This is a genomic window from Sphingopyxis sp. UBA6723 (genome assembly GCF_002454115.1).
Taxonomy (GTDB): Bacteria; Pseudomonadota; Alphaproteobacteria; order Sphingomonadales; family Sphingomonadaceae; genus Sphingopyxis.
In genome coordinates this window covers 322,507-346,865 of record NZ_DKIH01000011.1, presented here as the reverse complement: position 1 = coordinate 346,865, position 24,359 = coordinate 322,507, and the positions used below count along the sequence as shown (strand labels likewise).

Sequence of the window (24,359 nt, the reverse complement as noted above, 5' to 3'; positions counted from 1 at the left end):
TTCGCTCGACACGAACGGAGTTCTAAGCCGGTGTCCGGCGCAGACGCTTACGGCACCACCACATTGAAGCGCGGGTCCGCCGGCGGATGCAGCGCGAACCACGACAGGAACGCCATCCGGTCCCCCTCGATCCGGATCGCCCCCGACTGCATCAGCGCCGGAAACTGCGCCTGCCCCAGCATCACATCGTCGAGCGTTTTGCGATCGAGCGTCACCGTCGCGGTCGGCGCCGCGTCGCTGACGCCGTAACGCGGCACCTCCACCCCGCCGCTGACGACGACCGCCACCGTCTCCTTGCTGTCGGGCAGCACGAATTGGAATGTGCCTTTGAGCGCCGATCCCTTGGACGCATCGAAACGCGTCGCCAGCGCGTCGAAAAAGACCGCGGTCGGGATCGCGCTGACGAACGATCGGCTCTGCCCATTGCCCGACAGGCTCTGCACCGCATTGCCGCGCAGCGTCGCCGCCCCCGCCAGATAATAGTTGCGCCACGCCCCCGATTCGGCCTGATAGCCGAGCTGGTCATAGGCTGACGCCAGCGCCGCGCGCGCCGCTTGGTTGTCAGGCTCGGCAAACACCAGCTTGTTCAGCAATTCTGCCGCCCAGCGATACTCGCCCGCCTTGATCGCCGCCTTGCCCGCCGCCAGCAGCTTGTCGGCGCCGCCCGCCAGCGCGACATATCTGGGCGCCGATTGTTCGGGCGCCAGCGGGTTGAAATTCGCCGGATTGCCGTCCCACCAGCCGAAATAGCGCTGATACACCGCCTTCATGTCGTGATTGAGCGTGCCATAATAATTGCGCGTCGAAAAATCGCCCCCCTGTACCGGCGCTTCGGGCGTCGCATCGGCCAGTTCGTGCAAGGTCGCGCCGCGGTTGGCGAGGAACAGCGTGCGGTCGTGGACATAGCGATAGGCGTCGCGCTGGTTCGCCAGCAGCGCGCTGACCTCGCCAGCCCCCCACGTCGGCCAATGATGCGACGCCAGCGCGACCTCGGCCTGCCCACCCCATTTCAGCAGCGTCGCGTCGATCACCTTCGACCAGTGCAGCGCATCGCGCACCTGCGCCCCGCGCAGGGTCAGCACATTGTGCAGCGTGCGGGTGACGACCTCGGTCGTGTGCAGCGCCTTGTACGCGGGAATGTAGAACACAAACTCCGACGGCGCCTCGGTCCCGCCCGCGTCGAGGAAATCGAACGCCAGCCCGTCGATAGTCAGCGTACCGCCCGTTTCGCTAACGGTTTCGGTCGGCTCCATATAACCGATCGTCCCCGACGACAGCTTCGGCCCCAGCCCCGTATCGACCTGCCCCGCGGGTCCGGGGGCCAGGATTGCCCCGAACATATACAGGGCGCGCCGCCCCATCGCGGTGCCCGCGAGGACGTTCTCGGCGGTCGCTTCTTCCGAAAAACCGTGCGGTGCGATGATGCGGATCTTGTCTTTCTTGACTTGCTCGGGGGTGACGATCCCGCCGACCCCGCCAAAATGGTCGCTGTGGCTGTGGCTGAAGATCACCGCCTTGATCGGCCGCTGGCCCGATTTGGCTTCGACCGTGTCGGCGAACAATTTCCACCCCGCCGCCGCCGCTTCTTCGGACAGCAAGGGATCGACGACGATCCACCCGCTCTTGCCGCGGATAATCGTCATCACCGAAATGTCATAGCCGCGCAGCTGCCAGATCTTGTCGGGGACGACTTCGAACAGGCCATGCACCGCGTTCAGCCGCGCCTGCCGCCAAAGCGACGGGTTCACCGTGTCTGGCGCTACCTTGGTGTCGAGAAAGGCATAGGGCCGCCGGTCCCACACCGTCTTGCCGTCCTTGTCCAAAATCACCCCGCCCGGAATCTCGGCGAGCTTGCCGCGCATCACATTGGCCTCGTCGCGCGGATCATCGAGCGGCAGGCGTTTCGCGAGTTCGGCTTGCGCGGTGCGCGTCGCTTCGCTCGCGGCGTCCTGCGCGACGGCGGCAAAGGGCAGGGTGCTGGCGAGCAGCAGGGCGGTCAATCGGCGCATGTCATTCTCCCCCATATTTTCGTGGCAGCTTGCGCCGCAGTCCGCCGCTTGGCAAGCATCGGCGGATGACCGACGCCCCCGCGTTCCTGATCGTCTGGCACAGCCGCACCGGCGGCAGCGAAGCGCTCGCGCGCGCCGCCGCCGAAGGCGCAGGGGAGGCGGGGCAGCTGGTCCACGCCGACGACGTCACGCCCGACCGCCTGATCGCAGCGGGCGGCTATCTGTTCGTCGGCCCCGAAAACCTTGCCGCGCTGTCGGGCGCGATGAAGGAGATGTTCGACCGCTGCTATTACCCCTGCCTCGGCCAGCTCGAAGGCCGCCCCTATGCGACGATCATCTGCGCGGGATCCGACGGCGAAAACGCCGAGCGCCAACTCGACCGCATCGCAACCGGCTGGCGCCTGAAACGCGTCGCCGATGCCATGATCGTGAACACCGCCGCGCAGACGCCGGAAGCGATCCTGGCGCCCAAGACGATCGCGAAGAACCGGCTCGCCGAAGCCCGCGATCTGGGCGCGGCGCTGGCGGAGGGGCTGGCGGCGGGTATATTTTGACGCCAATGGCGGCTTAGGGGTGGATTCCCGACCTTCCCTTATTCGTCATCCCGGCGAAGGCCGGGATCTCACCCTATCGGTTTTCCGCACCGGCGAGATCCCGGCCTACGCCGGGATGACGATAGTGGTATGGCCACTTCTGGTCGCTTCCAAACCTTCGTCATCCCGGATCAAGTCCCGGATGGCGACGAAATAAAGGCCGGCCGCAGCGCGAAAACCCTCACCCCGCGCGGTGCTCGCCCTTCACCCAGCGGACCGTCCCCGACGACGCGCGCATCACCACCGTCTCGGTGGTCATCACCCCGTCGCGTCGGTGCTTGACGCCGCGCAGCAGCGATCCGTCGGTGACCCCGGTGGCGGCAAAGATCACGTCGCCCTTGGCCAGATCTTCGAGGTCGTAGACGCGATCGAGATCCTCGACCCCCCATTTCGCGGCGCGCTTGCGCTCGTCGTCGTTGCGGAACAGCAGGCGGCCCTTGAACTGGCCGCCGACACAGCGCAGCGCCGCGGCGGCCAGCACACCCTCGGGCGCGCCGCCGCTGCCCATATAGATGTCGACATTGGTGTCGGGATTGGTTGTCGCGATGACCCCGGCGACATCGCCGTCGGGGATCAGCGCGACGCCGCAGCCGAGTGCGCGCAGCTCGGCGATCATCGCTTCATGGCGCGGGCGGTCGAGCACGCAGACCATGACATCGGCGGCGGTGCAGCCCTTTTCGCGTGCGACAGCTTCGACATTCTGGCGGATGCTGTTGTCGAAATTGACGATGTTCGGCGAATAGCCGGGGCCGACCGCCAGCTTGTCCATATAGACGTCGGGGGCGTTGAGCAGGCAGCCCTCCTCGGCGATCGCCAGCACCGCGAGCGCGTTGGGACCGGCCTTGGCGGTGATCGTCGTGCCTTCCAGCGGGTCGACCGCGATGTCGATCTTCGGTCCCTTGCCCGGCGCGCTGCCGACCTTTTCACCGATATAGAGCATCGGCGCCTCGTCGCGTTCGCCCTCACCGATCACGATGGTGCCGTCCATATACAGCGTGTTGAACGCGGCGCGCATCGCTTCGACCGCGGCGGCATCGGCGGCTTTCTCGTCGCCGCGCCCGATCAGCTTGGCCGCCGCAATCGCCGCAGCTTCGGTGACGCGCACCATTTCGAGTACGAGCACCCGGTCGAGGTTGCTGCCGCTGGTCGTCATGTCCGCTGATCTCCGTCTTTGGTCTTGCCTTGCCGCCCCGGTCGGGCATGGTGCGCGCCATATGGCCGGTCGCACTGCTTGTCGAGGACGCTTCGCCCGATTCGGAGCTGCTGTCGCGCTATCGTGCGTCATCGCCGTGACAGCGACCGTGCCGACTCTGGCACAGGTACAGGGACCGCCCGCCCCGCCCCCGCCGCGCAACGCCGAAACCGCAGCGGCCAATGCCAAGGAGCTGGTCGACCCGATCCGTCGCTGCAAACCCGCCGACGACGGTTCGATCAATGTGTGTGGCACCGATACTCAGCGTCACCGCCTGACCCCCGAATTGCGCGCCATCGCGCAGGAGGGTCGCGAGGCGCCGCCCAAGCTGCCGCGCGCCGAGGCAAAGGCGATGAGCCTCGACAAGCTGCCCTACAACTGGATGTCGATCGGCGGCCGCTATGCACCGGGTCCCGAATATAACGCCCTGTATGAACAGGCAAAGCGCGCGACCGACCCCGAAACGGGACAGCCCCCGCCGCCGGAACCGGAGCGTTAGGCGAAGATCTCGCTGGCCGTCGCGGCGGGCTCGCTCGTTCGATAAAAGCCGGCGGGGATCAGGATCTGGCCGAGGAAATAGAGCGCGAACAACAAAATCCAGCCAAGGCTCATCAGCGTTTCGGCAAAACTGCCCGGGGCATTGTTCAGGATGACCGCGCCGTGCACAACGATCAGCGCGCCCGCGGCAATGCCATAGGGCAGGCCATAGAGGAGGTAAAAGCCGAACAGGCGGGCTTGGGCCGTCCGGGTGCGGCGCCACGATTCGACGAACGCCGACACCGGTTCCAGGCTGCCGCGGCTGCCCATGATCGCGCCCGCCAGACAAAAGCGCGCCGCGACCCAGCTGCCGACAAGGGTGATGGCCAGTCGGTAGATTGCCAGGACGGCCATCATTGCGTCGCTGCCGCCCAGCATCGCCTGCGGTCCAAGGATGAACAAGGGCAGCGCTGCGATCAGGGCGAAACTGATCGCTAACGCTAGATTGGCCAGCAGATAGGCAAAGCCGGCAACCATGCCGAACATGATCTCCGACAAATAGCCCTCGCGCATCTCGGCAAACAGGCCGTTCCATGCCGCCTGCATCGCCCCTGCGACGATCACCGCGACGATTGCAAGCAGGTATAGCGGCCCGGTGAACGACCCGCCGACCTGGTACGACCAGGGATCGGAGAGGATCGCCATCACCGTGCGCAGGCTGAAGATCGGCTCGCTCGACAGCAGCAGAAAGGGGACGATCACCCCGATGGCGACATAGGCCACCAGCATATTGCGATGCGCGCCCGCCAGCGCCCATGCTTCGGCCAGTCCGCGCCGGATATGGATGTCCATCTTTGCCCCCTGCTTCCCGGTCAACGGGGTAACAAAGCGCGCGGCAATATCAAGCGGGGTTAAAGCGCCAGGATCGGCATCAGTATCGGCGCGCCGACGACATGGTCCGACCCCGCCAGGATCGCCAGCGCCGCATGGATCGCGCGCGCCGGACCTTCGTGGGTGACGAGCACGATGACCACGCCATCCTCCTCGTCGGTGCCGCGCTGGATAAAGCTTTCGATCGACACGCCCGCATCGCGCATCGCGGTAGCGATTTCGGCGAGCACGCCGATGCGGTCCTCGACGATCAGGCGGACATAATGTTTGCCGACCCGCGCGCCTGCGTCGGCGACCGGCGCGGCGTCGAGCGAATCGACCGGCATCGCAAAGGCGGGGCCATATTCGTCGCGCGCGATGTCGATGATGTCGGCAACGATCGCCGATGCGGTCGGGCCGGCGCCCGCGCCCGCGCCCTCAAAGAACAGCCGCCCGACAAAATTTCCCTCGGCCACAACCGCGTTCAGCGCGCCGGGGACATAGGCGAGCGGATGGTCGGCGGGGACCAGACACGGCTGGACATGCTGGTAAAGTCCGGCGTCATTGCGTTCGGCCATGCCGATCAGGCGGACACGGTGGCCCAGCGCCTCGGCCTCGCGAATGTCGGCGGCGATCAGCCCGCGGATGCCGTCGGCGGCGACCGCCCCGAAATCGAGCCTCGTGCCGAAACACAGCGCCGCGAGGATCGACAGCTTGTGCGCGGCATCGATGCCGTCGACGTCGAAGGTCGGGTCGGCCTCGGCATAGCCCTCGGTCTGCGCCGCGGCGAGCGCGTCGGCAAAGCTCGCCCCGTTCCGTTCCATTTGTGTGAGGATATAATTGCAGGTGCCATTGAGGATGCCATAAACGCGCGCGATCTCGTTTGCCGACGCGCCTTCGCGGATCGCCTTGATCACCGGAATGCCGCCCGCCACCGCGGCTTCATATTTCAGCGGCGTATCGCGTTCCTCTGCGAGTCGCGCCAGATCTAGCCCATGATGCGCGATCATGGCCTTGTTGGCGGTGACCAGCGCCTTACCCGCGCCCAGCGTGTGGCGGGCGAGGGTGAGCGCCGATCCGTCGGCGCCGCCGATCATTTCGACCACCACATCGACATCATCCGCCGCGACCAGCGCCTCCATATCATCTTCCCAGCGATAGGAGCTGAGGTCGATGCCGCGGTCCTTGTGCCGGTCGCGCGCCGACACAGCGACGATCTTGATCGCGCGTCCGGCGCGCCGCGCAATCAGCTCGCGGTTGGTTTCGAGCAGCCGGACGACGCCGCCCCCGACCACCCCGATTCCCGCGAGCGCCACACGCAGCGGCGGGCGGGGAGCGGTCGGGGCGGGATGGGGCGACATGCGGGACTCCGTGCAAGGCGCGGAGCCACGCCCCGCCGGTGCGAGCGCCCTATCGGCTTTTGCCATGGAAACAACCCCGGCGCGGCTTAGCGGCGCCGAAGCAAATCTTTATCAGCCCATCGGCGGCTTGCGCGTCCGGGTGCACTGGCCAAGCGCGCCCAGCACCACGCCATAGTCCGACGCCGCTTTGCGACGATCTTCGGGCGCGGTCCCCGCCAGCTTGTTCAGCGGCAACTGGCGCGGCAGGCCGCAGGCGAGTCGGTACCAGGCGAGCGTCCCTCGCGCCGGGACCGCCGCCGACCCGTCAACGATTTCGCCGAACGCCGCGGCCCAGCGGCGCGATCCGTCGGCGGCGGTCAATATGGTCAGCGACACCGGCTCGCCCGTGCTGGTATTCAGGAACAATTGCGTTTCCCCTTCGCCGGGCAGGGTGCCCGGGACGTGGAAGCCATTGGCGATGCCGGTGATCGCGGGCGGCGCGCCGGGTTTCACAAGTTCGGTCAGCACCGCGCGCAATTGTGCTTCGGTCGCCGCATCCCATGGCAGTTGCGCGTCGGGGGCGACCAGCCGGACACTGCCCGTGTTGCTGCTACCGGCGGTGGCGCCTGCGACCGGCCGCGCGAACAGCAGTACCGGCTGTTTCTTTTTCAGCTTCTGCGGCTTGCCTTTGGCGTCCAGCGGCAGATCGACGAGATAGGAAATGCGCGACGCCAGCGGACCCGCGCCGCGAATCAGGCTGACAACATCGGCCTCGACATAGAATCGGCTCTGCCCCGCGGCGACGCCCGGCGCCTGCGCTGGTTTCAGCGCCACGCTGCTGTGAATGCGCGCGTGCAGCGCCATCGGCGCCGCGGTCGCCAGATCGGCGATGTCGGCATAGCTGTACGGACTCGCCGTCGCCGCTGGTGCCGCCGTCTGCATCGCAGAAATGCTGGCGAATCCGGGGCTCAGGGCCAAAAGTCCGGCGATCGCTGCCGACTGAAACACGCGCATGATTCATCACTTTCCATCAAGGTTGACGCCAGTGGCGGCGGCATGGTCCCCATCATGGGACAACCCACATTAACCGCTGATAAAGGGTTTGCGAACTCGGCGCCACCGCGATAGGACGGGCGATGAAGCGTCCGGTCAGAACATAATAAACCGAACGTAGCTCCGCCGGGTCTGTGGAACGCATCGGAATCATCCGGGCATTTGGCAACGGGACCCGTCGGGTGGGAATTGGTGTCAGGATGATCTAGCAAGGAGCGTCGTCCCTGAATGGCTTATGGTGATAATGTCGACCCTAAAAGCAGGGTGGTCTCGATCGCTTTGGTGGGCTTTTTAACGGCGGTGATGGGCTATGGGCTCGTCAACGGCCTGAACATCAGCATCGTCAAAACGATCGCAGAAAAATTGGATGTGGTGGACGTCGAAGAGCCGCCGCCACCGGAAGAGCCGCCGCCGCCGCCGCCGCCGGACAATGTCCTGCCGCCGCCGCCGCCGGTTGTGATTCCGCGGCCGCCGATCGCACTGCCCAGCCCGAACGTGGTTCAGGCTGTGCGCGAAGTGCCGCCGCCTCCGCCGCCGCAGTACATCCCGCCGGCGCCGCCCGCGCCTCCGCCGCCGACGCCTGATCTCAGCGCCGCCGGTACCCCGCGGGGCAACCCGGGGCGTTGGGCAACGAACGACGACTATCCGGCCCGCGCCATGCGCGAAGAGCGTGAAGGGACGACGGGTTTCCGCGTCACTTACGGGACCGATGGTCGGATCACGTCGTGCGATGTCACCTCGTCGAGCGGTCATGCCGACCTCGATGCGGAAACCTGCAAGCTTATTCAGCGCCGTGGCCGGTTCAACCCGGGCAAGGACCGCGCAGGCAACCCGACGGGTGGCACGTACAGCAATCGTATCCGGTGGCAGATCCCGCGCTGATTCAGCGCGCGGCTGACTGTTTTCGAATTTTACCGAATTTCTTGAGAGGGAATATCCATTATGTTTAATCTGATCGCAAATGCCGCTGCTGCGGCACCGGCCCACGACGTAGGGCTCACCCTGATGCCTGCGGCGATGTGCGTGAAAGAAGAAGGCGCCAGCCCTTACGGCATGATCCCGGCGCTCTGCGACGGCGGTATCGTTGGCCAGCTGACCTTCCTCGTCCTGCTGATCATGTTCGTCGGCACGCTCTATATCCTGTTCACCAAGCTGTTCGAACAGAATAAGGTGATGAACCAGGGCAAGGCCGTCGATGCCAATTTCTGGCGCGCTCCGACGCTGGCCGAAGGTGCGGCAAAGCTCGAAAAGAACAGCGCTTATCGTCAGGTCGTCGAAGACGGCCTGCGCGCCAACGAAGAGCATAACAAGCTCACCGACCCTGTCGAAGCGCATGACTGGATGCACGGGACGCTGGAACGCTCGCAGAACCACATCAACTCAAAGCTGAACAGCGGCCTCGCCTTCCTTGCAACCGTGGGTTCGACCGCACCGTTCGTCGGCCTGTTCGGTACCGTTATCGGCATTCTGCGCGCCCTCGTGAAGATCGGTGCGTCGGGTCAGGCGTCGATCGACACCGTGGCCGGCCCGGTCGGTGAAGCGCTGATCATGACGGCCATCGGTCTGATCGTGGCGGTTCCCGCGGTGCTCGCGTTCAACTGGCTCCAGAGCCGTAACAAGTCGATTGCCCGCCGCCTGTCGACCTTCTCGAACGATGTGCTCGGTTCGATCATGTCGAACGGCCAGGTAAAGCCGGTTCCGGTTGGTCCGGCGCCGAAGGCTGCTGCTCCGGTCGCGGCACCGAAAAAAGCCTAAGCTTCTCTGGATCCCCGCTGCCCGTCTTTGGGCGGGGGCGGGGTCCGCTGGACAGGGTGCACGGTCAATGGCCCGTCAACCCGATGTCCGTGACATGAATTTTTGTGACAGGATAAGATCCTATGTCGATGAGTGTAGGCGACAAGGGGGGCGAAGATGCCCCGATGTCCGAGATCAACACGACACCGCTCGTGGATATCATGCTCGTGCTGCTCATCATCTTCCTCATCACGGTTCCCGTGGTGGTGCAGACGGTGAATCTCGAGCTTCCCGACGTGGCGTTCGAAGTGACGACGACCAAGCCTGAAAATGTGCTGTTGTCGATTCGCTCGGCCGATACCGACGGCGATGGCTTGCCCAACGCCGACAGCGCATCATGCGAAGTCTATTGGGGGCAGACCCCGATCGATTCGAAGCAGTTGCTGGAGCGGGGACAGAAGAAACTCGAAGAGCTGATCGAGGATATTGGCGGCCCGGAAAATATCAACGACGATAATTTCCCCGAAGTCCATATTCGCGGCGACGTGAACACCCCCTATCAGTGTATTGGCGGCGTGATTTACACGATGCAGTTCGCGGGCTTCCAGAAAATCGGGTTCATTTCCGAACCGGCCGCTGGTTCGATCGCGGTGAACCGCCTCTAACGGCGCCTCCCGCATAGATAAAAAGGAATAGACCCATGTCCATGGCAGTTGGAGAACGGGACGAAAACGAACCGATGATGGACATGAACACGACGCCGTTGATCGACGTCATGCTCGTGCTCCTCATCATGTTCATCATCACCATCCCGGTCCAGACTCATGCAGTGAAGATCGACCTGCCGATTGCTGACAACAGCACCAGCAATGTGGATCCGGAAAAGAACAAGGTCATGATCGACCCCGCGGGGACGATCACCTGGAACGGTTCACCGGTCGATCTGGCGCAGCTGGCGCAATATCTGGAACAGACCAAGGCGCTGCCGGTCGAACCGGAATTGCAGGTTCAGCCCGATCCCTATGCGCGTTACATTGTCGTCGATCGCGTGTTGGCGGTGATCAAGCGCAGCGGCGTCGGCAAGCTGGGCTTCGTCGGCAACGAACAATATGCCCGCGTCTTCTGATCTTTGATCAAAGCCGTCCGGCAAAAATGATGGGGGCCGCGAAGCAATTCGCGGCCCTTTTCTTTTGGGCGCGCGCAGTTGCCGCTGCGGCCGCCTCTCGCCGTGACAACCTCCCCATCGCTGCTTGAGCGGGACGATGGCCTTCTCATCGTCATCTAGGACTTGATCCAGGATCCATGACGACAGTGCAGCTATGGTTCCCGGATCAAGTCTCAGATGACGAAGAAAGGAAATGATAGCTAGCGACCGGTTGCGGACACGGATGATTAAGACGTAGGCCTCGTGACTCGCGCCGCCGAATAAGCAGGCGTCAACTTCTCATAGTTCACGTCCCAATTTCGGAAACCGTTCAGAGCCTCAAAGGCGTCTTGGTAGCAAGTGGCTGTCCGGCTGAACTGATAGTCGAGCAACTCTCGTTCGGCTGCAGTGGCTTCATCGAGCAATTGCCCTTCCACGTCTGTGACGTACATTTTACCTTCGACGGCCACTTTGAAGTTGGGAAAGGGCACGCTCGGAAGCGGCATACCGCCCGCAGTCACCGTCCAATTGCCATGATGTATGAGCGAGTCAGTTGTCCACCCTGCAAGAACAATCTCTCCACAAACGATACTAGTCGCGTCCTGGCGTTCGCTGTGAACGGCATGATAAATCCCAATATAGGGCGTTCCGCCACTGGTTAAGCCGCCCCGTCGGAGAATGATCCCATAGCCAAGTTTTCCGTCGGGGAGGGGCATCTCGAAAATGTCACCCTCAGACAATTTGACGCGTTTCCGCCGGTGAGTTTTCTCTACCATAGCTGCGACCCTATCCTCTCCTGCGTCCGCTCCCCACCCCAAAACCGACATACAGGCTTGGAACTCGGGTCGAATCCGGGCATCGTCGCCCGCGAAGGGATCGCGAACGCCGTTGCGGCGTTCTATGTCCAAACCGCCACTCGGGGAGCAGAAGATGATCAAGCCACTATATGCGAAAAGCTGGACGATCCCGGCCACCACATTGCTTGGCGCCTTGGCGCTTGCGGGCTGCGCCAATATGAAAAAGACGCCCACTTCCAACCTGCCGGTTCCCGATGCCTATGCCAATCTGGTCGACGCGCGCGGCGCCGACCGCGGCCGTGTCGATATCTTCAAGGATGGCAGCGGGCTGCGGCTCGAATTGGTCGCGCGCGGCTTTGCCGCGGGTACCTATGGGATGCACGTCCACGCGACCGGCCTGTGCGACGCCCCCAAATTTACAACCGCAGGTCCGCACTGGAACCCGACCGGGGCACAGCATGGCCGCGAAAATCCGATGGGTGCGCACCACGGCGATCTGCCCAATCTGGTCGTCGAACCTGAAACGATCGGCCGTGCGACGCTGCAACTCGTTGGCACGCGGCTGACCGGCGACGGCGCGATGCTCGACGCCGACGGTGCGGCCTTCGTTATTCATGCGGGTCCCGACGACATGAAGACCGACCCCAGCGGCAACAGCGGCGACCGCATCGCCTGCGGCGTGATTATGGCCGCGCCCGCGGGTTGATTGCCCACCGATCAAGCGACGGCGCCGGTTAGGCGTTGGCGCGCTCGACGATCGTCGCTTCGGCCTGCGGCACCGCGCGATAGGCGTAGAGCAGCAGGATCAGCGCAATCGGCGCCACGCCGATCAGCGAGAGTATGCCGGTGCGCAGGTCGCCGACCGGCTTGCCGTCGACGATCGTCCCGGCCAGATCGGAAATCTGCCCGACCATATAGGGACCGAACGACAGCCCGACGAGCGTCGTTCCAAGGAAGAAGGCAGCCGTCGCAGTCCCGCGCATCCGCGGCAGCACCAAATCCTGCGTCGTCGCCGCCGCGGCGCCCAGCGCCGTCGCACCAAACATCCCCGCCAGAAAGTTCATCACATAGAATAGGGTCGTATTATCGGTGGTGTACCCAACCCAGATTGGCACGATCGGGGCGACGACGCCAAAGATGATCATCAGGATGCGCCCAGCCGGATTCTTCGCGCGCAGCGCGTCGGCGATGCGCCCGCCCAGAATCACGCCGACAAAACCGCTGATCGCACCATTGGCGCCCAGCCAAAACGCTAGCTCCTGCTTGGGCAACCCCAGCACGATTTCGGCATAAGGCGCCGACCAGAAGGCGAGCGCATAGGCCGCGAGCGCCACCAGCCCGTAACCCAAAGTCGTGCAGATAAACGCCGGAGTGCCCCAGATCAGGCGAAAGGTCGCGCTATCGCGCGCGCGGAGCGTGCAAGCCCACGAGAAAACGGCATAATAGCCCAGCCCGACCGCCGACCATTGCGGCAGATTGCCGGTCAATTCGATCATCCACCAGGCAAAGGCGGCGATCGCGGCCGCAAAACCGATGTTGATTGCCAGCGCTGCGGGGCCGCGCTGCCACGCGCCAATCAGCGTAAAGGGCGGCACGATCGTCGACAAATCCTGTGCGAACTGGCGGAACGGGGCGGGCGAACTGGGACTCGCCACGCCGTCCATCGCGCCGCGCACCGGTTCGCGCAGCGACGCGACCCACAACGCCACCAATAGCCCGGGAATGCCGACCGCCAGAAACGCCGCTTGCCAGCCGACCAGCCCTAGCGGGCCGCCGCCCGGATAGGCTGTGTTCCAAGCCTTGACGATCAGCGCCCCGATGAACAACGACACGCCGCCGCCGATATACAGCCCCGACGAGTAAATCGCGAGCGCGGTCGCGCGCTGCTTTTTGGGGAAATAGTCCGAAATCAGCGAATAAGCGGTCGGGCTTGCGGTCGCTTCGCCGACGCCGACCCCCATGCGGGCAAAGGTCAGCGTCATCTGGTCGCGTGCAAAGCCGGACAAGGCGGTCATCGTCGACCACAGGGCAAGGCCGATCGACAGCAGCTTCACCCGGCTCCAATTGTCGGCGAGCCGCCCGAGCGGGATACCGAACAGCGCGTAAAACACCGCAAAGGCGGCGCCGCCGAGAAAGCCCATATCGGCATCGGTCAACCCAAGGTCGGCCTTGATATCGACCGCGAGGATGCTGAGAATCTGCCGGTCGATAAAGTTCAGGATATAGACGACGACCAGCACCGACAGCACGTACCAGCTATAGCCAGTTGCTTTCGGTTCCTGAAATTCCGGCGCTGCGGCGGCGGCGGTTTGGCTGGCGGTCTCGGCCATCTGGCAACTCTCTCCCTGACCCACTATCTGTTATGAGCCATGGCTAGCAGAGCCGTAAAATGGCGCAAGTTGAAAGTCGGTTCAACTTTGCCGCGAAGAGGAGTCCGATGCGCAACGATAGGCACACCAGCCCGGCGATCCTGTTCCTCTGCCTGGGTAATATTTGCCGCTCCCCGCTCGCTGAAGGTGCCGCGCGCGCCGCCTTCGCCGACGCCGGCATCGATGCCACGCTCGATTCGGCGGGAACCGGCGACTGGCACATCGGTCATCCGCCTGACAAGCGCGCGCAGGCTGAGGCGCGGCGCCGCGGCGTGGACATTTCGGACCTGCGCGGTCGCCAGCTGACGGTGGACGATTTCTACCGCTTCGACCTGATCCTCGCCGCCGATGCGAACAATCTGCGCGAGGCGCGCGCGCTCGCGCCGCCCGATGCGACCGCGCGCCTGCGGCTGATGCTCGATCTTGTGCCGGGACGGCAGGGCGAGAGCGTGACCGATCCCTATTTCGGCGCCGACGATGGTTTCGCCGAAACCTGGGCCGACGTCAGTGCGGTCGCCGCGGTGCTGGTTGCCGAAAGGTCGAGCGGATAGCGGGCCACGGGATGATAGCGCGACCCGCCATGGCCCATTTCGCTTTCGTACAGGATGATATGATCGAAGGCGAAGGGCGCGCTCGCCAGATCGCTGTGCAACGCCAGGAATGGGGCGACCGGCCCTGCCGATCGGTTAAACCGCGCCAGCGTGATGTGCGGCACAAAGGCGCGCGTCTCAGCGGCGATGCCAACCCGCGCCAGCAATTGATCGACCTTGCGATGGAGCCCGGCCAGTGCCGCAGCCGGTTCGACCCCGGCCCAGACGGTGTGCGGCCACCCCCTGCGTTCGAACATTCCCACCCCGGCGATTCGCGCCTTGATCGCGGGGGCGTGAAGCGCGCCTAGCGCTGCGGCGATATCCTCGGCGCGATGCCGGTCGACGTCACCAATGAAGCGCAGCGTCAGATGCAGCTGGTCATCGTCCTGCCAGCGCGCCGCCGAAATGCCGTGCATGGCGGTGCGCAGCAGGTCGCGGACGGGGCGCGGCGGGCGCAGCGCAACGAACAGGCGGTGGCTCGACATAATGCGGGCAGCATAATGGCTCGCGCGGCCGCCACCACCGAAACTTGGCAAATTTCCGGTTTCGCTTGAAAGCCGGAAAGAAAATCACGATATTGCTGCCTACGGTCGGTATGGGCTGACCGGTGATGGAGTAATGACAATGGCGAATTGGAACGACCCCAATATGGCGGCTTCCGGTTTTGGGGCCGGCGCGAACGCAATGGACCAGGCCGTCGATGCCGGCCTGCGGTCGTACATGCTGTCGGTTTACAACTATATGGCGTCGGGCGTGCTGCTGACGGGTATCGTCGCGCTGCTCGCCTTCCAGTCGGGCTTTACTGCTTCGATGGTCGGCACCCCGCTGATGTGGGTGGTGATGCTGGCACCGCTAGCGTTTGTGCTGGTGCTCAGCTTTGGCATCAACAAGCTATCGACGACGGCGGCGCAGGCGCTTTTCTGGGTCTATGCCGCGGTGATGGGTCTGTCGATGTCGACGATCTTCATCGCCTTTACCGGTACCTCGATCGCGACGACCTTCTTCGCGACGGCGGCGGCCTTCCTTGGTCTCAGCCTTTATGGCTACACGACCAAGAAGGATCTGTCCGGCATGGGGACCTTCCTGATCATGGGTGTCGTGGGCATTCTGGTCGCGATGCTGATCAACCTGTTCGTTCAGTCGAGTGTGCTGAGCCTGGTGATCAGCGTAGTCGGCGTGCTCGTGTTCGCTGGCCTGACCGCCTATGACACGCAGAAAATCAAGAGCATGTATTTCTATGTCCGCGGGACCGACTTTGTCGGCAAGTCGGTGGTGATGGGCGCGCTGACGCTCTACCTCGACTTCGTCAACATGTTCACCTTCCTGCTCAATCTGCTGGGCAGCCGCGAATAAGCGGAACGGACAGACACGAAATACGGGAGCCCGGCGAAGCAATTCACCGGGCTCTTTCTTTGGGGGGAAGGGCGGCCATGATGCGGATATGGGATGCGGTTGGCGCCGTGGTGCTGCTGGCCGCGATGCCGGGGCCGGCACAGGCGAGCGCGGGCTGCGCGGTCGAGCGTCCTGCCGATGGCAATCTTAAGACATATTCTGCGCGCTATTTCGCAGCGGCAAATGACGCGGCGATCGATGCGCTGATCGCCTGTCTGGGCAGCCCAGACCCCGCCGTTCGCGACGATTTCGCCTTGACGCTATGGGTGCAGGGGCTGCGCGGCCAGCATCTGAAACCCGACGGCCTCCGCCATGCGATGCAGCGGTTGACGGCGGTTCTCGCCGCGCCCGACGATGCGGCCGGGTTTACCCGGCCTTTCGCCGCGCTCGCATTGGCCGAAGTGGCGCGGGCCGACCGGGTCGAGCCCTTTTTGACCGACGCCGAATTGCACGCGCTGGCCGAAACCGGGGCGACCTATCTGCGCGGCGTGACCGATTATCGCGGTTTTGTCGCGGGGCAGGGCTGGCGGCACGGCGTCGCGCATGGCGCCGACCTGTTGATGCAGCTTGCGCTCAACCCGCGGCTGACGCGCGCCGACGCCGATCTGCTGCTCGGCGCTATCGCGGCGCAGGTCGCGCCTGCGGGATCACACGCCTATGTCCATGGCGAGGCACGGCGGCTGGCGCGACCGCTATTGTTTCTGGCGAAACGCACCGACATCGACGATGCGGCGTGGGCGGCATGGTTTCAGGCGCTGCATCCGAACGATGCTGTGCGCTGGAAAGCGCCCTATGGCAGCGCCGAAGGGCTGGCCGCGGTCCACAATAACAGCGCCTTTGGCGACGCCGTCTATGTCGCTGCCAGCGAATCGTTGGATCCGCAGGTGCGTCGCCTGGCGCCGCTGGCTGCGGGATTGCTGAAGTCGCTGCCCTAACAAAAACCGTTCGCCCTGAGCTGGTCGAAGGGCTGTTCTTTCTTGGCGGCGTTGCAAAGAAGAGCGGTGCTTCGACAAGCTCAGCACGAACGGAATTCTGGATCGAGAAATTAGCTGGGATTCGCCGCCTGCATCTCGGCGATCAACGCGTTGTCGATGTCCTTCGCACGCCGGTATGCCGCCCGCTCGCGTAAAGACGCGACATAGGCCTCGAACGCGGGGCGCGACGCGATGGTGCCGAATTGCAGGCCCCAGTCGATCTGACTGCCGACATAGACGTCGGCGGCGGTGAATCGGTCCCCCGCGACAAACGCCTTACCCGCCACCGCCGTCTCAAGCGCGTCGAGCGCCGCGGACAGCGAACCGAACCCCGCCGACCTTTGCTGGTCGACATCGGGCTCGACGCCCAAATGCTTGGCGGTGATCGCCTGCTCGACCGGACCCGAGGTGAAAAACAGCCAGCGGTAATAATCGGCGCGATCGGGGGGGGCGGGCGCCAACCCCGCATCGGGAAACGCATCGGCCAGATAGGCGCAGATCGCCGCGCATTCGGTCACGACCCGGTCACCATGAACGATCGCCGGAACCTTGCCCATCGGATTGACCGCCAGATAGGCGGGGTCCTTCATCGTCGTGCCATAATCGAGGATGCGTGGTTCATACGGCACGCCGACCTCTTCGAGCATCCAGCGGACAATCTGGCCGCGCGACATTGGGTTGGTATAAAAAATCATTGCATCGGCCATCGCGGCTCTCCCTTGGACATTGCGGGTCAAATGGGAACATAACAAGAACAAAGATGCCCGTCCACCGGACTTGTTTTGTCACGGCGTCCGGCTAAGGCAAAGCGATGAGCGACGAACGCATCTGGACAGCCGCCGTGCTGGTGATTGGCGACGAGATTCTCTCGGGCCGCACCCAAGACAAGAATATCGCGCAGATCGCGACCTGGCTTGATGTCCAGGGCATCCGCCTGCGCGAAGTGCGCGTCGTCCCCGACGTCGAGGACGAGATCGTCGATGCATTGAATGCGGTGCGCGCGCGCTACGACTATGTTTTCACTACGGGCGGCATTGGCCCGACCCACGACGACATCACCGTCGATGCGGTCGCGAAGGCGCTGGGCGTCGGGGTGATCATCCATCCTGAGGCGCGTGCGATCCTCGAACGCTATTATGGCGGGCGTGGGATCGAACTGACCGAGGCGCGGCTGCGGATGGCGCGCACCCCCGACGGCGCCGAGCTGATCCCCAACCGCATGTCGGGGGCGCCGGGTATCCGCATCGGCAATCTGTTTGTGATGGCGGGGGTGCCGCATATCACCGCGGGTATGCTGGACGCGCTGACCGGGCAGCTCGAAGGCGGCGCGCCGCTGGTCGCGCACACGATCGGTGCCTGGTCGCCCGAAAGCGAGGTCGCCGACCTGCTGCGGCAGGGTGAAAAGGATCATCCGGGGGTGGTGATCGGCAGCTATCCCTTTTTCCGCGATGGCAAGGTCGGCGCCAATTTCGTGATCCGCTCAACGTCGGCGGCGGACGTCGCCGCCTGTGTCGCAATGCTGACGGCGGGGCTTGAGTCCGCGGGCTATGCGGTGACCGACGGCGGCATTTGATCGCCCGCGTCGTCGCTGGTCCGGGTCACCCGCGGCAAGCGGCGCAGCATCACGATCGCGAGCAGGCCAAAGATCGCCGCCACGATGAACGCGGCGCCCGGAAAATGTACCGGCGCCTTGGCCGCGGTGAAATAGGCCATGGTGCCGGTCAGCACGATAGGCGCGACCAGCTGGCCCAGCCCCATCGCCATCGCCGAAATCCCCTGCACCTCGCCCTGCGTGTCGGCGGTGGCGCGCCGTGACATCAGCGCGTTGAGCGACGGCTGCACCGGTGCCTGCAACGCGATCGGCAGCAACAACAGGAACGCGCCCCAGGTCGAGCTGACAAAGGCATAGCCCAGATAGTTGGCCACGGCGATAAGGATGCCGATCGTCGCCGCGTCGCGCTCGCCAAAGCGCGCGACCATCGGCCCGACAACAAATGTCTGGCCCAGCGCGATCATCACCCCCACCGCCGCCAGGCTGGCGCCGATCATGCCCGGGGTCCAGCCGAGCTGCGCGATGCAATAAAAGCTCCATGTCATCGGATAGACCAAGCTGGCGATCTGCCACAGCGTCAGCACGCTCGCGACCCCGCCCATCCCGGGCAGGCCGCGCATCGTCTGGAGCGCGCCGAGCGGATTGGCGCGCCGCCAGCTGAAGGCACGGCGGCGCTCGGGCGGCAGCGTTTCGGGAAAGATAAACAGGCCATAGAGCATGTTGGCGGCGGCGAGGATTGCGGCGGCAACGAACGGCGCGCGCGGGCCGATCTCGCCGAGAAAGCCCCCGATCGCCGGACCAGCGACAAAACCGATCCCGAACGCCGCGCCGACGAAGCCGAAATTGCGCGCGCGCTCCGCGGGCTGGGTGATGTCGGCGATGGCGGCCTGCGCCGCAGCATAGCTGCCGCCGAAGACTCCGGACAGGGCGCGCGCAACGAAAAGCCAAGGCAATGTCTGAACAATCGTCAGCAGCGCATAATCAATCGCCAGCCCGCCCAGCGACAACAGCAACACACGCCGCCGCCCGAAGCGGTCAGACAGATTGCCAAGCACCGGCGACGCCAGAAAGGTCGCGACCGCCATCACCAGCCCGATCCACGCCCCGACTTCGATCGCTTGCGGCAGGTCGATGCGCCCGACCTCCATCACCAGTTGCGGCAGCACCGGCATGATGATGCCGAAGCCGACCGCATCGATAAAGATGGTGGCTACGATGAAGGGGATGGTGCGCGATGCGGTCACAAAATATCCCCCCGGGTGAACGTGTCGGCGGCTCATAACGCGCGGCCCCCCAATCGCGCCAATGCTTTTCCGTTGCGCGGCGGTTTTTATCGCCTTAGCGGCACCGATCCCTTTCTGGAGCGTTACCCACCGATGAAACTCGAAATCACCGCCGCGCTCGACTATCGCCTTGGCGATCCGGTCGATCTGATGCTCCATATCGAAGCCGCGGCGATCCCCGAACAACTGATCCTGAACGCCGTGCTCGACGTCGGCGACTGCGAGTATTTCGCGCGCGTTCCGGCGCAGGACATGATCGGCGACCGCATTTGGCTGCGCCGCGGCGGCGAACTCAACGTGCGCTATCGCACGACGGTCGAAATCCAGCGCGACCTCACCGATTACCGCACGCTGGACAAGGTGCCGATGCACCGCCTGCCCGGCGAGACGGTCCAGTATCTCAATGAATCGCGCTATTGCCCGGCGAACAAATTTATCCACTTCGTCCAGGACGAGTTTGGCGATGTCGAGGGCGGCGCCAAAATCGGTCGGATGCGCGACTGGATCGAAACGCATTTCACCTATGTATCGGGGTCGAGCGACGCCGAAACGGGCGCGCTCGACAGCTTTGTCGAACGGCAGGGGGTGTGCCGCGACTATGCGCATGTGATGGTCAGCCTGGCGCGGGCCGCGGCCATCCCGGCGCGTATCGTCAGCGTCTATGCGCTCGGCGTCGAGCCGCAGGATTTCCATGCGGTGGCTGAAGTGTTCCTGGGTGGCTCCTGGCATCTGGTCGATCCCACGGGCATGGCGAAAGCAGGCGAGATGGCCAAGATCGCCGTCGGCCGTGACGCCGCCGACATCAGCTTTTTGACCGCCTATGGCGAGATCGAGATGCTGAACCAGCGGGTGACGGTGGCCGCGGCCGGGTAGCGGTCAGCGCCGGAGCGGCCCGCCGCCCGGTCCATCACATCGCGCGCGTTGGTCCGATTATTTCAGAACAAGATGCAAATGCGACAGCCGCTCATGTGCCGCGTCGTAAGGCACGGTTGTTCGTTCGGCATAGCTGACGACTTCATATTCGATGCCGTCGGGGTCAAAGAAATAGAAGCGGCGACCGGGTTCATAGTCGCCGTGTGAGTGGGGGACGAGACCCGCGGCGATGACGCGCGTTTCAATGGCGTCCAGATCCTCGACCTGAACGCCGATATGGTTGAGCGGGGCGCCTTTGCCATGGGCGACCCCCCGATGTTCGCCGTCCGGCCCGGTGTAGAGCGCCACATAGGCGCTGTCGCTGCCCAGATGGATCACCGGCCCGCCGTTATGCGCCGTACCCCGCCAACGTTCGCGCCAGCCAAAAATGGCGGCCAGCAACGCTGCGCTGCGATCGGGGTCGCTGACCGTCACGTTGACATGCTCGATAAAGGGATGCGTCAATTTCTGACTCCTGATTCGGGTTGACGCAGCTGTTTTTGGAAGCTCAAGTGAGGTTTAGATCAAGCAGTAATGTTGTCATGGCGAGGAGTGAGGCGACGCGGCGATCCACATCAGGCGTAACCCGCCTTGGTTTCGCTCGGGTCGCAAGGCGGCACAGGGAGCAATCGATGCATCGCACCGACCTGATTATGATCGGCGAACTTGCTGCGCGCACCGGCGTCGCGGTGTCGGCGATCCGCTTTTACGAGGCGAAGGGGCTGGTCGAGGCGCTGCGCACCCGTGGCGGCCAGCGCCGGTTCCTCCGCGCCGACATCCGCCGCGTGTCGTTCATCTTGATAGCGCAGCAACTGGGGCTGAGCCTGGAGGAGATTGCGGCTGAGCTGCGACGGCTACCCGCCGGACGCACACCCAATGCGGCCGACTGGACGCGGATCAGCACCGGATTGCGGGAACGGATCGACGGGCAGATCGCGGCGCTGGAACGGACGCGCAAACTGCTCGGCACCTGCATCGGCTGCGGGTGTTTGAGCCTGAAGAAATGCGGGCTGTACAACCCGCAGGACAAGGCTGCCCAGCGCGGGGCAGGGCCGCGCTATGTGCTGGGCGACCGGGCAACGGAGATTGCGGAGGTGGGGTGAGGTCGGCTTTGGGGTGGGGCGCGGACTTAGCTGATCCTCCCCGGAACGGGGAGGNNGTGCACCGCCGAACGGTCGCCGTTGAAGCAGTGCTTTTTGTCCGGCGCCACGTAAACCGCCTGTGCCCCTCCACCACCCTTCGGGTGGTCCCCCTCCCCCGTTGGGGGAGGATCGGCTATGCCCACTTCCGGTCGTTAGCCGCCGTTTCCGCCCTCAAACCCCGCTCAAATTCTCAATCTCAGGCGCCCCCGCCAAACACGGACCCAGCTTCGCGCCAAGGCTACGGAAATGGTCCGATGCGCGGTGCGCGTCGACCGCCGCCTCGTCATCATAACATTCCAGCACCTTGTAGACGCCCGCCTCGTGGGCGCGGAACAGCTTGTAATAGCTGTTGCCGGGTTCATTCGCCGCGACCGCGGACGCCAACTCGGCGAACACGCCTTCGAATTCCGCTTCCTTGCCGGGCTGCACGCGCAGCGTGGCGATGATGCCGATGGCCATGCTTCTCTCTCCTTGGTTTATTTGCGAAGGTCGGGATCGACGTCCCAGCCGTCTTCGACCTGGACGCCAAAACTGTTCAAAATCATCGAAACCTGCGTGTACTGGCCGACGGTCATCACCAGGTCCATGCGCCCCTTGTCGCCGAGCGGCGCGAGCGCCGTCCAGGTCGCATCGGTGACGAAATGGTCGCTGGTCAGCTCGTCGGTTGCGCGCAGCATCGCTTGGTCGATCGCGCTCCAGCCATCCGCATCCGGCCCCGCCTTGATCCGCGCGATCTCGTCCGCGGTCAGCCCGCAGTCGAGCCCGATGCGCTTGTGCTGCGTCCATTCATAGCCCGAACGACAATTATAGCCGGTGCGCAGGATGATGAGTTCGCGATTCCGAGGGCTCAGCGCGTTGCGCTTCGACAGGATATAATTGCCCCAGCTGAGGAAGGCGGTCAGCGCTTTCGGCGCATGCGCCAGGGTGCGGAAGATGTTGAGGATCTTGCCGCCCCCGACCTTGCCCCCGTCGGAGGCAAGGAAGGGTTCGAGCGCGGTGCGCTGGTCGGCATCGAGCCGGTCCAAGTTGACCGGCTCGATACGCGGAGCGTTCAGGCGCAAATCAGAAGACCTCGAACAGGCCCGCTGCGCCCTGGCCGCCGCCGATGCACATCGTGACGACGGCATATTTGACGCCGCGGCGCTTGCCTTCGAGCAGCGCGTGGCCGACGCAGCGCGCGCCGGTCATGCCGAACGGGTGGCCGATCGAGATCGAGCCGCCGTTGACGTTGAGCAGCTCGTTCGGAATGCCGAGCTTGTCGCGGCAATAAAGCACCTGCACCGCGAACGCTTCGTTGAGTTCCCACAGGCCAATGTCGTCCATCTTGAGCTCGAAGCGTTCGAGCAGCTTGGGGATCGCAAACACCGGACCGATGCCCATTTCGTCGGGTTCGGTGCCCGCGACCGCCATGCCGACATAACGGCCCAGCGGCTGGAGCCCGCGCTTCTCGGCGACCTTGGCTTCCATCACGACGCACGCCGACGATCCGTCGGCAAGCTGGCTGGCATTGCCCGCGGTGATCGTGTGGCCCTCGCCCATCACGGGCTTCAGGCTCGACAAGCCTTCGAGCGTGGTATCGGCGCGGTTGCACTCGTCCTTGTCGGCGGTCACGTCCTTGAACGAGACTTCCTTGGTTTCCTTGTCCATCACGGCCATCGTCGCGTTGCACGCGATGATTTCATCGGCAAACAGGCCCGCGGCCTGCGCGGCGGCGGTGCGTTGCTGCGACTGGAGCGAGTATTCGTCCTGCGCTTCGCGGCTGATGTTGTACCGCTTGGCGACGACCTCGGCGGTGCCGATCATCGGCATGTAGGTGTCCTTGTGCATCGCGATCAGCTCGGCGTCGGTCTCGACGAACACCTTGCCGCTGCCGCTGACCTTCGAGATGCTTTCGATGCCGCCGGCGACGCAGATGTCCTGACGATCGACGATGATCTGCTTCGCCGCGGTCGCGATCGTCATCAGGCCCGACGAGCACTGACGGTCGATCGACATGCCGGGGACGGTGACAGGCAGGCCCGAACGCAGCGCGATCAGGCGCGCGACGTTCATCGTCTGCGATCCCTGCTGCATGGCGGCGCCGAACACGACGTCGTCGATCTCGCCGCCTTCGAGGCCTGCGCGCTCGACGGCGGCTTTGACCGAGTAAGCGCCCAGCGTCGGCGACAGCGTGTTGTTGAACGATCCGCGACCCGCCTTGGTCAGCGGGGTGCGGGCGGTGGAAACGATGACGGCGTCACGCATGATATTTCTCCTAACAATCCCAAATCCCTCCCCTTCAGGGGAGGGCAGCGAGACTTGGCAGCTTGCTGCCTAGTCGCAACGGGTGGGGTCCAGCGGCCTTGCGCAAGGTCGATGGACCCCCCCCCCAACCCCTCCCCTGAAGGGGAGGGGCTTAGTCACTTCAAACGAAAAACTGGCTGATCCATTCGGCGATCAGGGCGGGTTTTTCCTCGCCCTCGATCTCGACGGTCACTTCATTGGTCTGTTGCCACTGGCCGGGGCGCTTTTCCTCCAGCTCGAGCAGCTTGATGTGGCTGCGCACGCGCTTGCCCGAGCGGACGGGCGACAAAAAGCGGACCTTGTTGCAGCCGTAATTGACCCCCATCTTGACGCCGCCGACCTTGGGGCCGTCGGTGCTCTGGCCCAGCATTGGCATCAGTGACAGGGTCAAAAAGCCGTGCGCGATCGTGCCGCCGAACGGCGTCAGCTTGGCCTTTTCCTCGTCGACATGGATGAACTGGTGGTCGCCGGTGGCGTCGGCGAACTTGTTGATCATCTCCTGATCGACCAGCACCCAATCGGATGTCCCGAGATGCTCACCGACCTTGGTCTGCAATTCCTGCGGCGTGATTGTGGCCATCGCTCATCCCCTCGATCATTGGTTCGGCGCGCGTTCTAGGCCTGTCTGGACACGTTGCACAAGGCCCAAGCCA

At 64.3% G+C, this 24,359-nt stretch carries 28 protein-coding genes; 13 read left to right on the top strand and 15 right to left on the bottom strand.

The annotated features are described in order from the left end of the window. Window positions 1–47 precede the first annotated feature (47 nt). On the bottom strand, window positions 48–2,009 hold the full coding sequence (locus B4F07_RS12725) for an alkyl/aryl-sulfatase (RefSeq protein ID WP_293700128.1): 1,962 nt from the start codon (window positions 2,007–2,009) through the stop codon (window positions 48–50). A 65-nt stretch (window positions 2,010–2,074) separates the two neighbouring features. On the opposite strand from B4F07_RS12725, the gene B4F07_RS12720 reads away from it, so the two are divergent. Continuing rightward, a complete protein-coding gene (locus tag B4F07_RS12720; RefSeq protein ID WP_293700130.1) occupies window positions 2,075–2,563 on the top strand; it encodes a flavodoxin family protein in 489 nt (162 codons plus the stop codon). A gap of 220 nt (window positions 2,564–2,783) precedes the next feature. On the opposite strand, the gene glpX is transcribed toward B4F07_RS12720, so the two are convergent. Further along, window positions 2,784–3,755 carry a class II fructose-bisphosphatase gene (gene glpX, locus B4F07_RS12715; protein WP_293700132.1) on the bottom strand — a complete coding sequence of 324 codons (972 nt, stop codon included), beginning with the start codon at window positions 3,753–3,755 and terminating at the stop codon, window positions 2,784–2,786. Window positions 3,756–3,891: 136 nt separating this feature from the next. Between glpX and B4F07_RS12710 the strand changes: the two genes are divergently transcribed. Further along, a complete protein-coding gene (locus B4F07_RS12710) occupies window positions 3,892–4,293 on the top strand; it encodes a hypothetical protein (protein ID WP_293704832.1) in 402 nt (133 codons plus the stop codon). Here B4F07_RS12710 and B4F07_RS12705 read toward each other — a convergent pair. The 3 genes from B4F07_RS12705 to B4F07_RS12695 all read right to left on the bottom strand — a co-directional run bounded on the left by B4F07_RS12705 (window position 4,290) and on the right by B4F07_RS12695 (window position 7,495). Then, entirely contained in the window at window positions 4,290–5,123 is an 834-nt protein-coding gene (locus B4F07_RS12705; protein ID WP_293704830.1) for a hypothetical protein, read from the bottom strand. The genes B4F07_RS12710 and B4F07_RS12705 overlap by 4 nt on opposite strands. Window positions 5,124–5,182: 59 nt before the next feature. Next, window positions 5,183–6,502 carry a homoserine dehydrogenase gene (locus tag B4F07_RS12700; RefSeq protein ID WP_293700137.1) on the bottom strand — a complete coding sequence of 440 codons (1,320 nt, stop codon included), beginning with the start codon at window positions 6,500–6,502 and terminating at the stop codon, window positions 5,183–5,185. 111 nt (window positions 6,503–6,613) lie between these two features. Beyond that, on the bottom strand, window positions 6,614–7,495 hold the full coding sequence (locus tag B4F07_RS12695) for a hypothetical protein (protein WP_293704828.1): 882 nt from the start codon (window positions 7,493–7,495) through the stop codon (window positions 6,614–6,616). A 267-nt stretch (window positions 7,496–7,762) separates the two neighbouring features. Between B4F07_RS12695 and B4F07_RS12690 the strand changes: the two genes are divergently transcribed. The 4 genes from B4F07_RS12690 to B4F07_RS12675 all read left to right on the top strand — a co-directional run bounded on the left by B4F07_RS12690 (window position 7,763) and on the right by B4F07_RS12675 (window position 10,394). Further along, the gene (locus B4F07_RS12690; RefSeq protein ID WP_293704827.1) at window positions 7,763–8,416 is read left to right on the top strand and encodes an energy transducer TonB; all 654 of its coding nucleotides are present in this window, start codon (window positions 7,763–7,765) and stop codon (window positions 8,414–8,416) included. A 60-nt stretch (window positions 8,417–8,476) separates the two neighbouring features. Next, window positions 8,477–9,289 carry a MotA/TolQ/ExbB proton channel family protein gene (locus tag B4F07_RS12685; protein WP_293700139.1) on the top strand — a complete coding sequence of 271 codons (813 nt, stop codon included), beginning with the start codon at window positions 8,477–8,479 and terminating at the stop codon, window positions 9,287–9,289. 122 nt (window positions 9,290–9,411) lie between these two features. Continuing rightward, window positions 9,412–9,933, top strand: a complete 522-nt coding sequence (locus B4F07_RS12680) for an ExbD/TolR family protein (protein WP_293700141.1) — start codon at window positions 9,412–9,414, stop codon at window positions 9,931–9,933. A gap of 35 nt (window positions 9,934–9,968) precedes the next feature. Next, the gene (locus tag B4F07_RS12675; RefSeq protein ID WP_293700143.1) at window positions 9,969–10,394 is read left to right on the top strand and encodes an ExbD/TolR family protein; all 426 of its coding nucleotides are present in this window, start codon (window positions 9,969–9,971) and stop codon (window positions 10,392–10,394) included. Window positions 10,395–10,660: 266 nt separating this feature from the next. On the opposite strand, the gene B4F07_RS12670 is transcribed toward B4F07_RS12675, so the two are convergent. Next, window positions 10,661–11,188: an Imm26 family immunity protein gene (locus tag B4F07_RS12670; RefSeq protein ID WP_293700145.1), complete on the bottom strand. Its 528-nt coding sequence runs from the start codon at window positions 11,186–11,188 to the stop codon at window positions 10,661–10,663. A gap of 154 nt (window positions 11,189–11,342) precedes the next feature. On the opposite strand from B4F07_RS12670, the gene B4F07_RS12665 reads away from it, so the two are divergent. Continuing rightward, window positions 11,343–11,915, top strand: coding sequence for a superoxide dismutase family protein (locus B4F07_RS12665; RefSeq protein ID WP_293700146.1), 573 nt, complete (start codon window positions 11,343–11,345; stop codon window positions 11,913–11,915). A gap of 28 nt (window positions 11,916–11,943) precedes the next feature. Here B4F07_RS12665 and B4F07_RS12660 read toward each other — a convergent pair whose 3' ends face one another. Further along, window positions 11,944–13,539 carry a spinster family MFS transporter gene (locus tag B4F07_RS12660; protein ID WP_293700148.1) on the bottom strand — a complete coding sequence of 532 codons (1,596 nt, stop codon included), beginning with the start codon at window positions 13,537–13,539 and terminating at the stop codon, window positions 11,944–11,946. A gap of 107 nt (window positions 13,540–13,646) precedes the next feature. Here B4F07_RS12660 and B4F07_RS12655 point away from each other — a divergent pair, with 107 nt between their 5' ends. Then, a complete protein-coding gene (locus B4F07_RS12655) occupies window positions 13,647–14,129 on the top strand; it encodes a low molecular weight protein-tyrosine-phosphatase (RefSeq protein WP_293700150.1) in 483 nt (160 codons plus the stop codon). Here the strand turns inward: B4F07_RS12655 and thpR are convergent. Next, window positions 14,039–14,653 carry an RNA 2',3'-cyclic phosphodiesterase gene (gene thpR, locus B4F07_RS12650; protein WP_293700937.1) on the bottom strand — a complete coding sequence of 205 codons (615 nt, stop codon included), beginning with the start codon at window positions 14,651–14,653 and terminating at the stop codon, window positions 14,039–14,041. The two genes, B4F07_RS12655 and thpR, sit on opposite strands and share 91 nt — an antisense overlap. 139 nt (window positions 14,654–14,792) lie before the next feature. Between thpR and B4F07_RS12645 the strand changes: the two genes are divergently transcribed. Continuing rightward, window positions 14,793–15,521, top strand: a complete 729-nt coding sequence (locus tag B4F07_RS12645; protein ID WP_293700152.1) for a Bax inhibitor-1/YccA family protein — start codon at window positions 14,793–14,795, stop codon at window positions 15,519–15,521. Window positions 15,522–15,598: 77 nt separating this feature from the next. Further along, on the top strand, window positions 15,599–16,495 hold the full coding sequence (locus B4F07_RS12640) for a DUF2785 domain-containing protein (RefSeq protein WP_293700153.1): 897 nt from the start codon (window positions 15,599–15,601) through the stop codon (window positions 16,493–16,495). 110 nt (window positions 16,496–16,605) lie between these two features. On the opposite strand, the gene B4F07_RS12635 is transcribed toward B4F07_RS12640, so the two are convergent. Continuing rightward, window positions 16,606–17,241, bottom strand: coding sequence for a glutathione S-transferase family protein (locus B4F07_RS12635; RefSeq protein ID WP_293700154.1), 636 nt, complete (start codon window positions 17,239–17,241; stop codon window positions 16,606–16,608). Between the two features lie 104 nt (window positions 17,242–17,345). Between B4F07_RS12635 and B4F07_RS12630 the strand changes: the two genes are divergently transcribed. Continuing rightward, window positions 17,346–18,107, top strand: a complete 762-nt coding sequence (locus tag B4F07_RS12630) for a competence/damage-inducible protein A (RefSeq protein ID WP_293700156.1) — start codon at window positions 17,346–17,348, stop codon at window positions 18,105–18,107. Here the strand turns inward: B4F07_RS12630 and B4F07_RS12625 are convergent. Next, window positions 18,080–19,330: a TCR/Tet family MFS transporter gene (locus B4F07_RS12625; RefSeq protein ID WP_293700157.1), complete on the bottom strand. Its 1,251-nt coding sequence runs from the start codon at window positions 19,328–19,330 to the stop codon at window positions 18,080–18,082. The genes B4F07_RS12630 and B4F07_RS12625 overlap by 28 nt on opposite strands. A 132-nt stretch (window positions 19,331–19,462) precedes the next feature. On the opposite strand from B4F07_RS12625, the gene B4F07_RS12620 reads away from it, so the two are divergent. Beyond that, a complete protein-coding gene (locus tag B4F07_RS12620; RefSeq protein ID WP_293700159.1) occupies window positions 19,463–20,242 on the top strand; it encodes a transglutaminase-like domain-containing protein in 780 nt (259 codons plus the stop codon). A 57-nt stretch (window positions 20,243–20,299) separates the two neighbouring features. On the opposite strand, the gene B4F07_RS12615 is transcribed toward B4F07_RS12620, so the two are convergent. Continuing rightward, the gene (locus tag B4F07_RS12615) at window positions 20,300–20,746 is read right to left on the bottom strand and encodes a VOC family protein (RefSeq protein WP_293700161.1); all 447 of its coding nucleotides are present in this window, start codon (window positions 20,744–20,746) and stop codon (window positions 20,300–20,302) included. Window positions 20,747–20,913: 167 nt separating this feature from the next. Here B4F07_RS12615 and soxR point away from each other — a divergent pair, with 167 nt between their 5' ends. Further along, window positions 20,914–21,384 (top strand): redox-sensitive transcriptional activator SoxR, encoded by a 471-nt coding sequence (gene soxR / locus B4F07_RS12610; RefSeq protein WP_293700162.1) that lies wholly within the window; start codon window positions 20,914–20,916, stop codon window positions 21,382–21,384. A gap of 210 nt (window positions 21,385–21,594) precedes the next feature. Here soxR and B4F07_RS12605 read toward each other — a convergent pair whose 3' ends face one another. From B4F07_RS12605 to B4F07_RS12590, 4 genes are all read right to left on the bottom strand, one after another. Beyond that, complete coding sequence (locus B4F07_RS12605) at window positions 21,595–21,882, bottom strand: putative quinol monooxygenase (protein WP_293700164.1); 288 nt, start codon at window positions 21,880–21,882, stop codon at window positions 21,595–21,597. A gap of 17 nt (window positions 21,883–21,899) precedes the next feature. After that, window positions 21,900–22,484 carry a carboxymuconolactone decarboxylase family protein gene (locus tag B4F07_RS12600; protein WP_293704826.1) on the bottom strand — a complete coding sequence of 195 codons (585 nt, stop codon included), beginning with the start codon at window positions 22,482–22,484 and terminating at the stop codon, window positions 21,900–21,902. A gap of 1 nt (window position 22,485) precedes the next feature. Then, window positions 22,486–23,667, bottom strand: coding sequence for an acetyl-CoA C-acyltransferase (locus tag B4F07_RS12595; protein ID WP_293700168.1), 1,182 nt, complete (start codon window positions 23,665–23,667; stop codon window positions 22,486–22,488). Window positions 23,668–23,827: 160 nt separating this feature from the next. Further along, window positions 23,828–24,286: a MaoC family dehydratase gene (locus B4F07_RS12590; protein ID WP_293700170.1), complete on the bottom strand. Its 459-nt coding sequence runs from the start codon at window positions 24,284–24,286 to the stop codon at window positions 23,828–23,830. Window positions 24,287–24,359: the final 73 nt, after the last annotated feature.